We start from the raw sequence: 14,799 nt of genomic DNA, 5'->3' as shown, positions 1-14,799 counted from the left end.
CTGGCATGGCTGAAATTCTGATAAACAAGCTATTTATTAGAATTTGAAAAGGTGTGATCCACGCAGTGAGATTATAAGAGCCTAACGACGAACCATTAACCTGAGGTAACCAATCCACGAATAACAGAGTGGTTAACTGTCGATAGATCTTATTTCTGAAGCTTTTGTATGCCATCAAGAAAAATATTATGGGTGAAAAACTATTGACAAAGGTCACTTCATAACAGGTGAGTGAATGGATACTTTATTAAACTCGTTAATTACTGAGTTAAGAAGAGGGACATTAACGTTAGCTGTTTTAAGTCAATTAAGAACGCCGCAGTACGGATATTCACTTGTCCAGTTATTGGAGCAATCAGGGATTACAATTGATCAAAGTACTTTATATCCGCTACTTCGCCGATTAGAAAAGCAGGAGTTAGTGACGAGTAGTTGGGATAAAACAGAGAGTAGACCTCGTAAGTATTATGTTTTAAGTGAATATGGATTAGAGATATTTTTACAATTGAAAAAGCAGTGGGTAAAGGATTCGAAAGAACTTTATAACTTATTAAAGGAGGAGGACGAAAATGAGTTTGATTGATATGTATGTCCATGAAGTTGCGAAGAGATTGCCTGAACAAAATCGTGAAGATATTACACTTGAACTACGGTCAACAATAGAGGATATGTTACCAGACGATTATAATGAGGAAGATGTGAAGAGCGTACTCGAAAAATTGGGAAGTCCAGTTTCATTGGCTAATGGGTACTTGGATAGACCAATGCATTTAATTGGACCACGTTATTTTGATGTATATACGACGCTATTAAAAATGATTATACCAATTGCAGCTGTTATTGCGCTCATTTCAATGGTTGCAGAAAATTTTATAGGCTATAATGGTGATCAAGCGGTATTAAATGTTATTTTACAATTGATAGGTAAAGGTATAGGGGAAATTTTTGAAGTGGGTCTCCATGTATTTTTCTGGTTGACACTTGTGTTTGTTATTTTAGAAAGAACAGATAAAGACAAAGGTATCGAGCCGTTGACGACAAGTTTAAAAAAATGGACACCAGATGATTTGAAAAACATCTCGTATATCCCAAAGAAAAAAGCAATCTCGAAGTTTGAAGTTTTTGGAGGTTTAATGTGGACGGCAGTTTGGACTACACTTTACTTTTATGCGAATCATCTTGTAGGCGTATATCATGGTACAGAAAACGGATTGAAGTTTGTCGCGCCAACGTTTAATCAAGATGTTTTGCTTCAATACTGGCCCCTAATTTTGGTTATGATCGTTTTCGAAGTAGCTATATCACTTTATAAGTTAGTACAGGGACAATGGACGAAAAGGTTGGCAATTGGAAATGCTATTCTTCAAGTAGTCGGAACAATCATATTCATTGTAATTGTAGTAAATCCACATTTATTAAACGAAGGATTCATTACGTATTTGGCAAATGCATTTACTACTTCCCCAGAGGAGTTTAAAACGTGGCTCATTGGGGGAGGAATTTTCTTCTACATGTTATCTGCTGCAATAAATATACTTGATGGTTTCCGAAAAGCTAGTATTCGTATGTAGATAAAAATCGGAAATTTCGATAAAATAAAACTATTGAAAAGATAGTGAAATAAGATGAACATGATGAAAGGAAGAAAACAATGATAAGGGAAGCAACGAAAAGAGATTTAGCATACATTTTAGATATTTATAACGATGCGATACTTTATACAACAGCTGTATATGCGTATAAACCTGTAACCCTTGAAAATAGAATAGATTGGTATGAACAAAAAAAGGCTGAAGGGTATCCAATTTTCGTATATGAATTAGATAATAAAGTAGTAGGATTTGCGACATTTGGACCATTTAGAGCTTGGCCTGCTTATAAATATTCAATTGAGCATTCGGTGTATGTTGATAAGGATTATAGAAAAAATGGGATTGGGACGTCTTTAATGAAAACATTAATCGAAATTGCAAAGGAAAGAGAGTATATGACCTTAATTGCTGGAATTGATGCAGAGAATGAGAAAAGTATTGCCTTGCATCAAAACTATGGATTTATTCATGCAGGAACAATAAAAAAAGCTGGTTATAAGTTTAATAAATGGCTAGATTTAGCTTTTTATCAGCTGGAACTTAACGGTCCTGAAAATCCTATAGAAGAATAAATATTTTTCGGTAGCAAGAAAAAATTCATGCTACCTTTTTCTTATTTTAATAGCTAATGAAAAGGTTTTTTACATTCAATGTTGAAATATTAGAAGTTAATATAACGATATAAAAAGAGGGATGGAAATGGAAACTGTTATAAATAAAATAAAAGAGGTACAATCTAATTATGTGGGAATGGCAATTTATTCTACAAAAGATAATCGGATAGTTGCTTCATATAATAATGAATTAAATATTCCGTTAGCATCAGCAGCAAAATTAGTCATTGGATTTGTAGTAACGCAAATGGTGAAGGAAAATAAACATAATTGGAATGATATACTTCATCACATTAAATTTAATCCGCATGAAGATAGTGGGCAGTTATATCCGCATTTACAAGGAAGAACTTCTTTAACACTTAGTCAAGCGGTAGAGGTAATGATTGCTTGTCATGATAGTTGCGTTGCACAGTCAGTTGTAATGCACTGTGGTGGATGGGATGCTGTGAAAATGTACGCACAAACGTACTTTTCAAAAATTTATATACAAGAGAATGCTAGAGATGAGAAAAATGTTGGAGAATTAAGTGAAGTTCTTGCCCTTTTCATACAAACCTTTCAAGGTTATAAATCAGAACCAGAATTATGGGAACCAATTATTAGCGGCATGGTAAGACAGCAAGGAGAGTATGAAGAAATCCCATATTATCATTTAGCTCATATGACAGGTGGATTACTCACAGCTACAATAAATATTGGTATTATAGGAATGTTTAACGAATTTCCGCTTCTTTATGTGATGGGGGGAAAAGATTTACCGAATCGACGTGAAAATAAAGAGGTAGATGAAGCTTTTGCAGTAGTTTTAAAGTACATATACAAAGAATATAGTGAAAGCATGCTAGGAGTGAGCGATTGAAAAGAAACTTAAAGACTTCAACAATCATTATTTTAATTTTAACGGTTATTGCTCTTGAAGTTGGAATCGCACTATATGATCACAATTTGTCATTAGATACAATTTACTTTGCAGCGATCCTTATTTGTATTGTATTGCTTTTTGGCACACGTGTTTCTGAAGAGAAAGAAAGTACATCGAAACGAGGACGAAGAAAAATAGCTGTTATATTTTGGCCATCTATCTTATTGTCTATCGCTTGTTTTGCAGTTATAAGTTACATAAGGGTAGGCTATGTCTCTGTACCAGGGATAATTAGCTTTTCATGCTTTGTTACATATGGTGGATTCGTTTTGATTAGTATTTTAAAGGGGAAAAATAAAATGTAGCTTACTAAGTTGAAAGGAAGCAATGTATATGAAACATATAGAGAACGGTACACGTATTGAAGGAGAATACATTAAAAATAAAGTTATTCAATATAATATGTCCATCTTAACAGATGAAGTAAAACAGCCGATGGAAGAAGTAAGCCTCGTAGTAAAAAATGAAGAAGGAAAAATATTTGGTGGTGTAACAGGTACGATGTATTTTTATCATCTTCATATCGACTTTTTATGGGTTGATAAATCAGTTCGTCATGACGGTTATGGTAGCCAACTTTTACATAAAATTGAAGAAATTGCGAAGGAAAAAGAGTGCAGATTAATATTGCTAGATTCATTTAGTTTTCAAGCGCCAGAATTTTATAAAAAGCACGGTTACAGGGAGTATGGTGTCGTTGAAGATCATCCGAAAGGTCATAGTCAGCACTTTTTTGAAAAGAGATTATAATAGTATTATGTATACTGGTTGATGGGAGAAAGCATATGTACACGTATAAATTGCAACAAGAACAACCAATCTGTGCAGAAAAAATAAAGAAGCTTTATGATTCTGTCGGTTGGTGGCCAGAAAGAAAAGAAGTCGATATTGAAAAAATGTTAAAGAATAGTATAGCCATTGGAGTATGGGAAGAAAATGAATTAGTTGGATTTGCTAGAGTCGTTTCTGATGGTGTTTTTCGAGCATACATTGAAGATGTTGTCGTACATGAGAGTGTAAGAAATAAAGGTATTGGAGAGAAAATGCTTACAATATTACTTCGAGAAATATCTCATATTGATATTGTTAGTCTATTTTGCGGTGAGAAGCTAATAAAGTTTTACGGTGAGCAGCTAATAAAGTTTTACGGTGAGCAGCAATTTCAAGCAACGAAGCAAATTGTGATGCATCGTAATCAAACAGGGAAAGAATAAGAGGTGCCAATTAAAATGAATGCAACAAGAGCGTACTGTTTATCGAAAAGAAAAGCGACAGAAGATTCTCCAGATGGCTGGAGTGCAACATGTATGAGGCTTAATAATAAAATATTTGCGATAGTAAATCATGAAGAAGGCGAAAAAGCTGCGATTACATTGAAGTGTGATCCAGAAGTCGCATTAAGAATAAGAGAAGATTATCCAGAAACAATTATTCCAGGGTATCATATGAATAAAAAACATTGGAATACCGTTTATATTCATAAGGGTATAGAGCAGGAGCAAATTAATAAAATGATTGATTGGTCGTATGATCTAGTACTACAATCATTTTCAAAGAAAAAGCAGCAGGAGTTAATGGATTAATATGTATTAGGAGTGTGTGTAATGAAAGATTCGATTAAAGATACGTATGATAAATTAGCGAGTACATATAAAGAAAATCTAGATTTTGCAAATCCATATAACAGTTATTATGAAAGACCGGCGATGATGGAGCTTATTCCAAGGGAACTAGAAGGAAAAAGAATATTAGATGCTGGATGTGCAGCTGGATGGTATACTTCTCAATTCATAGGAAGAGGAGCAAATGTTACAGCAATTGATGTAAGTCCTGAAATGGTAAAAGCAGCAAAAGAAAATATAGGAGAAGAAGCAACGTTCCTTTGTCATGATCTGCAAGAAACATTGCCATTTGAAGATAATACGTATGATGTGATTGTAAGTTCGTTAACTCTTCATTACTTAGAAAATTGGAATCAAGTATTTCAAGAATTTCGTCGTGTATTGAAGCAAGGTGGGGAACTTATTTATTCTATTCATCATCCTTTTATGGATTTCACAAAGTTTCCATGTAAAAATTATTTTGAAAAACAGTTATTAATAGATACTTGGGTTAAACCGAATATTACTATTGAAGTCAAGTTTTTTAGAAGATCATTACAAGACATACTAAATGAAACTACAAATTATTTTGTATTAGAAGAGATAGTAGAACCGAAGGCAATTGAAAAAATGAAAGAAGTAGACGAAAAATCATATTATTATCTAAATACGAATCCACATTTTCTTATCATTAAAGCAACTAATAAATAGCTAGTAAAATAACTTTGTTTTACTAGCTATTTACAGTTTTACATTACATATTAGGGGACTTTAAAATGAATACGAAACGAAATAGAGTAGTATATGCACTATTTACTATAGTTATTATTATTTTAGGTCTTAGCTCAAGAAAGTTTGCTTTTGCACTACCGCATCTATTAAATGATTATTTAGGTGATGCTTTATGGGCATTAATGATTTTTACTGGCTTTGGACTTTTGTTTCCTAAAACAGAGACGAAGAAGTTGGCTTTTATTAGTTTAATGTTTTGCTATGGGATTGAAGTGAGCCAATTGTATCATGCAAATTGGATAGACAGCATTCGTGCAACGACTTTAGGTGGACTTGTGTTGGGATATGGTTTTTTGTGGAGTGATTTAGTGGCATATACAATTGGTGTTGGAGTGGGAATACTGTGTGAGGTTATTTTTCGGAAGAAATAAGAATTGCAAAAGGGGTATTTGTAAATGGAACAAGCACTGGAAATTGCAAAGTTTTGGTTTCAAAATGAACATGTCACAGCTACTGTAATGCAACCAAAAGTAGCGAAGGTTTTATGCAAGAATAAAGAGTATATTTTAAAGAAAACAGGATCGATAAAGCAACTTCTAGTTGAATTCGATGTTTTGAAGCAACTGTATGAAAAGGGAATTAAAGTACAGAAAGTAGTAAAGACAGAAAATGATGAACAATATGTATTATATAAAGAAAAATATTATTGCTTATTTTGTCCAGTTACCAGATTTATTAAAGTTAAATGAAGAAATGTTCTTCTGGATTTTTGCTAAGAAGGAAGATATTGAAGAAATTATAGAAGGTATCGTAAAGGTATGAAAAAAATCATATTAATTGGTTCTGGCGGTTCAGGAAAATCCACATTAGCAAGGCAGTTAGGAAATAAATTAAATATTAAGGTGCATCATCTTGATGCATTATTTTGGAAACCGAATTGGGAAGGTGTTCCGAGAGAAGAACAAATAGCAGTTCAAAATAACTTAATTAAAGATGAGAAGTGGATTATTGATGGGAATTATGGCGGGACGATGGGTATAAGACTGAATGCAGCTGATACAATTATCTTCCTTGATATTCATAGAACAATTTGTATTTATCGTGCTTTTAAAAGAATTGTAAAATACCGGAATAAAATAAGACCAGATATGGGCGTGGGATGTGAAGAAAGATTTGATTTGCAATTTTTTAAATGGATATGGGAATATCCTAATGCTAAACGACCTACAATTTTAAAAGGGTTAGAGCAATTGCCGGAAGAGAAAAAGGTTATTGTTTTAAAATCTCCAAATGAGGTTCGGAAATTTTTAGAGCACATATAATTATAGAATGTAACACAAAAATTCTTTGTGAATCTTACCGATTAGTTTAATAAAACTAATCGTTTTTTATTATGAAAAATTTAACGCTTTTTGAAAATTGTATTTTGTAATGAGTATATGACTTTAAGTTCATATAAAATGAACGTTTGGAGGAATAGAAAATGACTAACGATTTAATTCAACTAATCGATTCATTAATGGTCAATATTCCAGCTGGAGAGGTAGTATTAAGAGATGATCGAATAAAAAAAGAATGGCTAGTACAAATTCAACCATTTCTTCTTGCAAAGTATGCTGTAACAATGGAACTATATGATGCTATTACAAATAGTACATTAAATAATTTTGATGAAAATCATAAACCAGTTGTCAATATTTCATGGAACGATGCCATTTCGTTTTGTAATGTACTTTCAAAAAAAGCGGGATTAAAAGAATATTATTCTATTAGTGATGGTGGTCAAATTGTGAAATGTAATTTAGGTTCAAATGGCTACCGATTACCATCTGAGGCGGAGTGGCAATATGCATGTAAAGCAAGTACAACCGGATATACATACGGGAAACTTCATGATATAGCGTGGTATAATGAAAATTCAAATGGAGAGATTCATGACGTTGGCCAAAAAGAACCGAATGCATGGGGACTTTATGATATGCTAGGGAACGTTTGGGAATGGTGTTATGATTTGTATGATGAAACAGTGTACGGATCATACCGTATTTTTCGTGGTGGTAGTTGGGCTGAAACAGCGAGAGGGTGCGGCGCTACTTGTCGTCGTCGAAGCCATCCTACATTTCATATAGATGATCTCGGTTTTAGACTCGCTAGGTCAATTTAGTAGGAACATGATACGAACAGCTAGGAAAAGAGTATGGAGAGAATCCGTACTCTTGCCAACATAGAAATGATTTAACGTAAGGAGTGTTTATTATGGCGCGTGTTTTATTTATTAATGCTGGATCAGAAGGACATATAAATCCAACTTTACAAGTTGTAGATGAATTGATTTCTCGTGGTGAAGAGGTCGTTTATTTTTCAATAGAAGCTTTCAGGGAGCGGATTGAGAAGACGGGTGCTACTGTACGAACGATTGATGATCAAAAATTTATAAAAGCGTTTCTATCTGGAGGCAGAAATTATTTACAGGAAAGAATAAATGGCCTTCTACATACAGCGGATATTGTAATACCTAGCGTTTTAGAACAAATTGAAGGTGAACATTTTGATTACATAATTCATGATTCTATGTTTGGCTGTGGCCATTTAATTGCTCAAATCCTTAAACTTCCAGCCATAAATTCATGCACATCTTTTGCGCAGGATGAAAAATCCTTTGAGCAAATGTTAGGTCATCTATCAAAAAATATCCCAGTAGAAATTTATGATAAAATACAGAATGATTTTCAAAACTTAACGAAGGGAATTGCTGAAAAATATGGTGTTGAAATAAAATCATCGTATGAAGTTTTCTGTAATCCTGCACCCCTTACTATTGTATATACAATTAAGGAGTTCCAGCCTTTTGGTGATACGTTTGATGAAATATATAAATTTGTAGGACCATCTATCTCTGCACAAATGAAAAACAGAGACGTTGATTTTACTTCAATTGAAGAAAAAAGTCCGATTTATATTTCATTAGGTACTGTTTTTAATGAAGCGATTGACTTTTATAAACTGTGTATGAAGGCCTTTGAGAATAGTGAGCATACAATTGTTATGTCTATTGGTAGTAAAACAAAAATAAGTGATCTAGGCGAAATTCCTAAAAACTTCATTGTGAAAAACTATGTACCCCAAACTGAGCTGCTTACATATACGAAACTATTTATTACACACGGCGGGATGAACAGTGCGCATGAAGGACTGTATAACGGGGTTCCGCTCGTTGTAATACCGCAAAGTGCAGATCAGCCAGTAGTCGCAAAGCAAGTGGAGAGTCTTGGAGCAGGAATAAAATTACAAATGCAAGGATTAACTGCGGATCAACTAAGTGAAAGTGTAGAAATGGTATTAAATAATCCGTCATTTAAAGAAGTTGCTTTGAATTTGAAGAAATCTTTCCAAAAATCAGGTGGATATAAGGAAGCTGTTGATGAAATTTTTATATTTGTAGGTCAGTGAAAAAATGAAATTATACATTAGAAAAGCATCTAAATAGGATGCTTTTTATTTAACTTTATAATTCTTATTTTTAATATCTAGTATGGTTAAAACTAAGGCACTGAGAGATATAAGTATAAGAATAAAAGTTAACCTGTTAAATGTATTGTCAATTATGAAGTAAAGATGATAGATAAATATATTCAAATTTTATTTTAAAATGTTAGGACTTAGTTTTACATGTTAGTAATAATTTCACTGTTTCTGCACAACTTCTGCACATACTCAGGTGATTTCTATGTCATGATATATTCATAAAGTGAGATATTCCACAAGAAAAATATAATTTCACTGCGGTGTATGCATAATTAACACATACATCGGTACAAGTTTGTCTCTTGTTATTCTTTTACATCAAAGCCCACATTCCACTACAAAGTATAACAAGAAGGAGACATGAACATGAATAATCGATTTTTAAAACAACTACAAAATATGAAAATGAACAAAAAAAGTTTAGGAGCTGTAGCATTAACAGCTGGAATTATTAGTACGACACTTATTCCTCAAAATGCTTATGCGCACGGTTTTGTTGAAAAGCCTGGTAGCCGATCTGCTTTATGTAGTCCAACTTATGGTGCGCTAAATGTAAACTGTGGAAGTGTTATGTATGAACCACAAAGTTTAGAAGCTCCAAAAGGGTTCCCACAAGGTGGTCCAGTAGATGGACAAATTGCTTCAGCAGGCGGAAAATTTGGTGGTATTTTAGATCAACAAACAGCAAATCGTTGGTTTAAAAATACAATCACTGGTGGGGAAAATACATTTACTTGGAAGTATACTGCGCCTCACTTAACGAGTAAGTGGCATTACTATATTACTAAAAAAGGATGGAATCCAAATAAAGCGCTAACAAGAGCAGATTTTGAACCAATTGGAACAGTACAACATGATGGTTCTGCAGCTTCAAATAATTTAACTCATAAAATCAATGTACCTACTGATCGTAGTGGATATCATGTGATTTTAGCAGTATGGGATGTAGCTGATACAGCAAATGCATTCTATAATGTAATTGATGTTAATCTTATTAATGATGTGAAACCAGACATAGAAGCGCCAAGTATTCCAAATGGACTTCAGACGCAAAAAGTAACAGCGAATAGTGTAGAACTAACATGGAACGCTTCTACGGATAATGTAGGGGTAAAAGGATATCAAATCTTCCGTAACGGAGAGATGATTGATACAGTAATAGGCACTCATTTTATTGATAAGAAATTACAACCAAGCACAGAATACTCTTATACTGTAAAAGCAATTGACGCAGCTGGCAATGTATCGAAGGAAAGTACAGCGCTTACAGTAAAAACAACAGTTGAGATTCCTGATACAGAAGCACCAACACAACCAAAAGGATTACATAGTATGGGAACGACAGCGTCAAGCGTGGATTTAATGTGGAGTCCATCTGACGATAATATTGGTGTAGACCATTACGATATTTATAGAGAAACAGAAGGATCAATGAAAAAGATTGCAACATCCAATACAGCTTCTTATATGGATAAAAATCTGCTCGCTAATACTACTTATAAATATGTAGTAAAAGCTGTTGATGTAGCTGGAAATGAATCCGTACAGAGTGATATATTCACAATTACTACAAAAACTGAAAACGCTTCATATGAAGCGTGGGATGCAAAAAAAGCATATAAAAAGGGAGATAGAGTTCTACACGAAGGAAAAGTATATGAAGCAGTCCAGAGTTATCAAGGAAATGGTGATCCGAACTGGATTTATGCATTATCATTATGGAAAACAGTGTAAGCTTTACCTAGATATGAACTAAGAGATGATGGGCTTTGATTTCAAAAGAGAATCTTGAGAATTCACTTTTCTATTTATAAAAAAGGGTAGTGTATGAATACATAAGATTCATATACTACCCTTTTTATTATGATAACACTTTCGTCATAAGTATATGCGGAATGCCATCTTCCATAAATATATCAGAAGAAGTTTCATAACCTAATTTTTTATAAAATCCTTCAGCTTGTGTTTGCCCGTGTAGTTTCACTTTTGTAGCTTGTTCGTTACGAGCAATTTCTTCTAACGTTTGAATGATGACTTTACCTAATCCGTATGTACGATAATCTTTTAAAATGCAAATACGTTCTAATTTTCCGACGCCATCAACAAATCGTATACGCCCTGTACCTACAGGAAGCTCATGATAATAAACTAAAATATGTTTACATTGCTCTCCGATTTCATCGAATGTATCGAATTCATCTGTAAGAGGAACACCTTGTTCTTTTACAAATACTTCTTTTCGAATATGAAAGGCAGTTTCTAAATCAGTAAGTTCTGTTATAAGTTTGGATTGCAAAATGTTCAGTCCTTTCTAGTGTAATCAGCTTGTGTTTTCATAGTATATCATAATAATGCACTATAAAGAGAAGAACATACTAAAAAGCCAACTTTAAAAAGTTAGCTTTTATTACAATTCCTTTATCCCATTTTTAGCGCCGATAATTACTTTACTCGTCATACTTATAAACAACCCTGTTTCAACTACACCAGTAATCATTTTTAATTGAGTGTGTAAATGGGCAGGATTAGAAATATGATTAGGGAATATACAATCGATAATCATGTTATTGTTATCGGTTATATAGGTTTCATTATTTTTCAAACGTAATGTTGTTTGACATCCTAAAGACTGAATTTTATTTTCGGTTTGTTTCCATGAAAAAGGGATGATTTCAATAGGTAATGGAAAAGTACCTAAATGTGTTACAAGTTTCGATTCATCAGCAATGATAATTAGTTCTTTAGAGGAAGAGGCAACGATTTTTTCACGAAGTAATGCACCGCCACCGCCTTTTATAAGTTGTAAATTTGAATCAATTTCATCCGCTCCATCAATTGTAAGATCAAGACTTTGTACGTCATTTAACGAAATTAGGGGGATATTTAGTTGATGTGCTAATGCTTCAGTTTCCTTTGATGTCGGTACAGCTTGAAATGATAATCCTTCTTTTACACGCTCACCTAATTTTTGTATTGTCCAATATACAGTAGAACCTGTACCAAGCCCAATCTTCATGCCATCATTTACAAAGTTAGCGGCATATTCGCCAGCGAGCTGTTTTAAATTCATCGCTTTACTCTGCCGGACGCGGTCCAGCATCAAGACCTGAATTTTCAACTGTAAGTACCGGACGAACGACTATATCTTTATGTACACGCATTTGACAAGATAATCGTAAATGATCTTCAATCCCTTTTTCCGTCATTGCATGTTTCTCATTCGCACTCGCTTCACAGAAATCACCTGCTAGTATTTCTACTCTACAAGTTGTGCAACGTGCATTCCCGCCGCAACGATGAAGAATGTTGACACCGCTATCTTCAATTGCTAATACTAACTTTGTTCCTTCTTTCACATCAAAAGTTCCCGCACCTTCAATTGTTAATTTTGGCAAATTTGTTCCTCCTCACGTAAAATTGTACATAACATATTTATGACCGCGAATTATTGAACATAAACATTATTTTTTTATATCCCCGTAACTTTTTTTAATGTTGAATCGTTTATTAAGTAAGCGCTGAAAAGGAGTGGTTATTTTGTGCACAAAAGTAACTCATGTTTTAAAGAACCATATCGATATGAATCATTCAAATATAAACTTTTTAATTGAACAATATGGAGAGTTAAAAAGATACTGTACTTTTTTAACGAAAAACAAATGGGATGGGGAAGATCTCGCCCAAGAAACAGTGTGTAAAGTGCTTCGAAAATATAGAAATAAAGATATTTGTATGACACTCGTCTATAAAATAGCAAGAAATCGTTGGTTAGATCAGATAAAGTCTAAGTCTGTTCATGAAAAAATAAGAGAACAAATCACTTTTGAAGAACCACATGAGAACATTGCAGATTTGCATGAAATGGTAGGGAAAGTATTGTCTTCATTAAATGTACAGCAATCCGCAATTTTATTATTAAAAGATGTTTTTCAATATAGTATCGCTGATATTGCTAAAGTGTGTTCTGTATCAGAAGGTGCAGTAAAGGCTTCTTTATTTCGGAGTAGAAATAGGCTGAAAACTGTAAGTGAAGAAGGGATTGAGATAGTCGAATTCACAGAGGATATTGAAGTTGTTGTAACATCTATTCGTGAGGAAAGACCAGAATTGTTAACGAAACTTCTTCCGACAATAGATTTTACTAAGTTACCATCTAAACAGCCAGTGTTATTATTTAATGTGAAAAACCCTTCTTCCTACAGTTGTATGCTTTGCGCAGCATAACAAGTATTGGAGGGATTTAAAATGAATACAATTCCATATGTAGTAGAACAAACAAAATTAGGAGAACGTTCCTATGATATATATTCAAGGTTATTAAAAGACCGCATTATTATTATCGGCTCAGAAATTAACGATCAAGTAGCGAGTAGTGTCGTAGCGCAATTATTATTTTTAGAAGCAGAAGATGCAGAAAAAGATATATATTTATACATCAATAGCCCAGGAGGTTCAACGACAGCAGGTTTTGCAATATTAGATACGATGAATTTAATTAAACCAGATGTGCAAACGCTATGCATGGGCTTTGCGGCATCATTCGGTGCATTGTTATTATTATCAGGAGCAAAAGGAAAACGGTTTGCGCTTCCTAACAGTGAAATTATGATTCATCAGCCGCTTGGTGGTGCACAAGGGCAAGCAACAGAAATTGAAATAACTGCGAAAAGAATATTAAAGTTAAAGCATGATATTAATAAAATGATTGCAGAAAAAACAGGCCAACCGATTGAAAGAGTAGCACATGATACAGAAAGAGATTATTTTATGACTGCAGAAGAAGCGAAGGCATATGGGATTGTAGATGACGTTGTTACGAAAAAATAAGATGAAAAAGGCTAGAGGATATGTTAATTCTCTAGCCTTTTTATTAATCCTTTACCCATTCATCAACTAATGCTTGATTTTTTTTAATCCATTTTCGCGCAGCCTCTTCAGGATCTTTTGTTTTATTTAACATGACCATTAACGTACCGAGCTGTTCATCGTTCATTTTCCATTTATCAAAGTATTTTATAACATCTGGGTGATCTTTTTCGAAACCTTTACGAACGGAGTAATAAATGTCATCTTTTTCACCATATACTTTCTTAGGGTCTTTTAAATATTTTAAGTCAAATTCTGAAAAACCCCAATGCGGATTCCAAAGCGTAACAGCGATTGGTTTCTTTTTTGTATATGCTTTCTTTAGTTCACTCATCATCGCAGCTTCAGAAGATTGGACAAGTTTTAGTTTTATATCATATTCTTTCATTGCTTTATTCGTTAAATTCATAAGACTACTACCGGGTTCGATACCGACAATTTTATTATCTAGTTCATCTTTATGAGCATTTAAATCTTCGATACTGTTTATGTTTTTCATATAAGAAGGGACGACTAAACCTAGTCCAGTACCTTCGTACCATTTTGATTTTAAGACAATATCATCTTTATAACGATCGTTTAGCGGTTTATCTGTAACTGGTAGCCATACTTCTAAATTCGCATCAACATCGCCACGAGCGACACCAGTCCAAATTGCGGCTTTTTCTAAATACATGAGCTCAACTTTGTAGCCTTTTTCTTCTAATAAAACTTTCCACATGTTTGCAGTTGCAATATTTTCTTTCCAACTTGTTACACCAAGTTTAATTTTTCCTTTCGAATTTGCATTTGTTGCATTACATGAAGTGAAAATCATAGTAATAAATAATGCAAGGCATATAAACCAAATTTTCTTTCGCATCGAAAACCTCCTAAGTAACGTTTGCCTTATAAAATAAATGTATAAGTAAGCATTCTTATTATGAACGGAAACGAGAATTTTA

20 protein-coding genes and 1 pseudogene are annotated in these 14,799 nt (G+C 33.5%); 17 read left to right on the top strand and 4 right to left on the bottom strand.

The genetic code is table 11. The annotated features are described in order from the left end of the window. The first annotated feature begins 235 nt into the window (after nt 1–235). From MHH55_RS08060 to MHH55_RS07990, 15 genes and pseudogenes are all read left to right on the top strand, one after another. Nucleotides 236–583: a PadR family transcriptional regulator gene (locus tag MHH55_RS08060; protein ID WP_000380296.1), complete on the top strand. Its 348-nt coding sequence runs from the start codon at nt 236–238 to the stop codon at nt 581–583. Then, nucleotides 570–1,571, top strand: a complete 1,002-nt coding sequence (locus MHH55_RS08055) for an HAAS signaling domain-containing protein (protein WP_000052355.1) — start codon at nt 570–572, stop codon at nt 1,569–1,571. The genes MHH55_RS08060 and MHH55_RS08055 overlap by 14 nt, the downstream gene beginning before the upstream one ends. A gap of 80 nt (nt 1,572–1,651) precedes the next feature. Further along, on the top strand, nt 1,652–2,164 hold the full coding sequence (locus MHH55_RS08050) for a GNAT family N-acetyltransferase (RefSeq protein WP_000617521.1): 513 nt from the start codon (nt 1,652–1,654) through the stop codon (nt 2,162–2,164). A 127-nt stretch (nt 2,165–2,291) separates the two neighbouring features. Further along, nucleotides 2,292–3,068, top strand: a complete 777-nt coding sequence (locus tag MHH55_RS08045; RefSeq protein WP_000450747.1) for a serine hydrolase — start codon at nt 2,292–2,294, stop codon at nt 3,066–3,068. After that, nucleotides 3,065–3,436, top strand: coding sequence for a hypothetical protein (locus tag MHH55_RS08040; RefSeq protein WP_000828004.1), 372 nt, complete (start codon nt 3,065–3,067; stop codon nt 3,434–3,436). Before MHH55_RS08045 ends, MHH55_RS08040 begins: the two co-directional genes overlap by 4 nt. A 28-nt stretch (nt 3,437–3,464) precedes the next feature. Next, nucleotides 3,465–3,881 (top strand): GNAT family N-acetyltransferase, encoded by a 417-nt coding sequence (locus tag MHH55_RS08035; RefSeq protein ID WP_000680416.1) that lies wholly within the window; start codon nt 3,465–3,467, stop codon nt 3,879–3,881. 35 nt (nt 3,882–3,916) lie between these two features. Continuing rightward, a complete protein-coding gene (locus MHH55_RS08030; RefSeq protein ID WP_340880580.1) occupies nt 3,917–4,345 on the top strand; it encodes a GNAT family N-acetyltransferase in 429 nt (142 codons plus the stop codon). 15 nt (nt 4,346–4,360) lie between these two features. After that, complete coding sequence (locus MHH55_RS08025) at nt 4,361–4,714, top strand: MmcQ/YjbR family DNA-binding protein (protein ID WP_000994622.1); 354 nt, start codon at nt 4,361–4,363, stop codon at nt 4,712–4,714. Nucleotides 4,715–4,735: 21 nt separating this feature from the next. Then, nucleotides 4,736–5,443, top strand: coding sequence for a class I SAM-dependent methyltransferase (locus MHH55_RS08020; protein ID WP_017656468.1), 708 nt, complete (start codon nt 4,736–4,738; stop codon nt 5,441–5,443). A 65-nt stretch (nt 5,444–5,508) separates the two neighbouring features. Beyond that, complete coding sequence (locus MHH55_RS08015; protein WP_017656467.1) at nt 5,509–5,895, top strand: ribosomal maturation YjgA family protein; 387 nt, start codon at nt 5,509–5,511, stop codon at nt 5,893–5,895. A 24-nt stretch (nt 5,896–5,919) separates the two neighbouring features. Beyond that, nucleotides 5,920–6,180, top strand: a pseudogene (locus MHH55_RS08010) (aminoglycoside phosphotransferase); the annotation flags it as partial. A 102-nt stretch (nt 6,181–6,282) separates the two neighbouring features. Next, complete coding sequence (locus tag MHH55_RS08005; protein ID WP_048538309.1) at nt 6,283–6,786, top strand: DNA topology modulation protein; 504 nt, start codon at nt 6,283–6,285, stop codon at nt 6,784–6,786. Between the two features lie 161 nt (nt 6,787–6,947). After that, nucleotides 6,948–7,628: a formylglycine-generating enzyme family protein gene (locus MHH55_RS08000; protein WP_048538310.1), complete on the top strand. Its 681-nt coding sequence runs from the start codon at nt 6,948–6,950 to the stop codon at nt 7,626–7,628. A 92-nt stretch (nt 7,629–7,720) separates the two neighbouring features. Beyond that, nucleotides 7,721–8,914, top strand: a complete 1,194-nt coding sequence (locus MHH55_RS07995; protein ID WP_000124880.1) for a macrolide family glycosyltransferase — start codon at nt 7,721–7,723, stop codon at nt 8,912–8,914. A 441-nt stretch (nt 8,915–9,355) separates the two neighbouring features. Continuing rightward, the gene (locus MHH55_RS07990; RefSeq protein ID WP_075677130.1) at nt 9,356–10,723 is read left to right on the top strand and encodes a lytic polysaccharide monooxygenase; all 1,368 of its coding nucleotides are present in this window, start codon (nt 9,356–9,358) and stop codon (nt 10,721–10,723) included. Between the two features lie 127 nt (nt 10,724–10,850). Here MHH55_RS07990 and MHH55_RS07985 read toward each other — a convergent pair whose 3' ends face one another. The 3 genes from MHH55_RS07985 to MHH55_RS07975 form a co-directional block, all read right to left on the bottom strand. Then, complete coding sequence (locus MHH55_RS07985) at nt 10,851–11,285, bottom strand: GNAT family N-acetyltransferase (protein WP_001190883.1); 435 nt, start codon at nt 11,283–11,285, stop codon at nt 10,851–10,853. Nucleotides 11,286–11,396: 111 nt separating this feature from the next. Then, nucleotides 11,397–12,059, bottom strand: coding sequence for a ribose 5-phosphate isomerase A (gene rpiA / locus MHH55_RS07980; RefSeq protein ID WP_001049982.1), 663 nt, complete (start codon nt 12,057–12,059; stop codon nt 11,397–11,399). Between the two features lie 4 nt (nt 12,060–12,063). Next, complete coding sequence (locus MHH55_RS07975; RefSeq protein WP_001125388.1) at nt 12,064–12,384, bottom strand: 2Fe-2S iron-sulfur cluster-binding protein; 321 nt, start codon at nt 12,382–12,384, stop codon at nt 12,064–12,066. A gap of 142 nt (nt 12,385–12,526) precedes the next feature. Between MHH55_RS07975 and MHH55_RS07970 the strand changes: the two genes are divergently transcribed. Together MHH55_RS07970 and clpP are read left to right on the top strand one after the other, a co-directional pair. Continuing rightward, nucleotides 12,527–13,213 (top strand): RNA polymerase subunit sigma-70, encoded by a 687-nt coding sequence (locus tag MHH55_RS07970; RefSeq protein ID WP_078187195.1) that lies wholly within the window; start codon nt 12,527–12,529, stop codon nt 13,211–13,213. Between the two features lie 21 nt (nt 13,214–13,234). Further along, entirely contained in the window at nt 13,235–13,816 is a 582-nt protein-coding gene (clpP, locus tag MHH55_RS07965) for an ATP-dependent Clp endopeptidase proteolytic subunit ClpP (RefSeq protein ID WP_001092372.1), read from the top strand. A gap of 43 nt (nt 13,817–13,859) precedes the next feature. Here the strand turns inward: clpP and MHH55_RS07960 are convergent, their stop codons facing one another. Then, nucleotides 13,860–14,717, bottom strand: coding sequence for a glycine betaine ABC transporter substrate-binding protein (locus MHH55_RS07960; RefSeq protein ID WP_001227615.1), 858 nt, complete (start codon nt 14,715–14,717; stop codon nt 13,860–13,862). Between the last annotated feature and the right edge of the window lie 82 nt (nt 14,718–14,799).

Source organism: Bacillus sp. FSL K6-2944, assembly GCF_038005385.1.
GTDB lineage: Bacteria > Bacillota > Bacilli > Bacillales > Bacillaceae_G > Bacillus_A > Bacillus_A cereus.
This window is presented reverse-complemented; position numbering and strand designations above follow the sequence as displayed.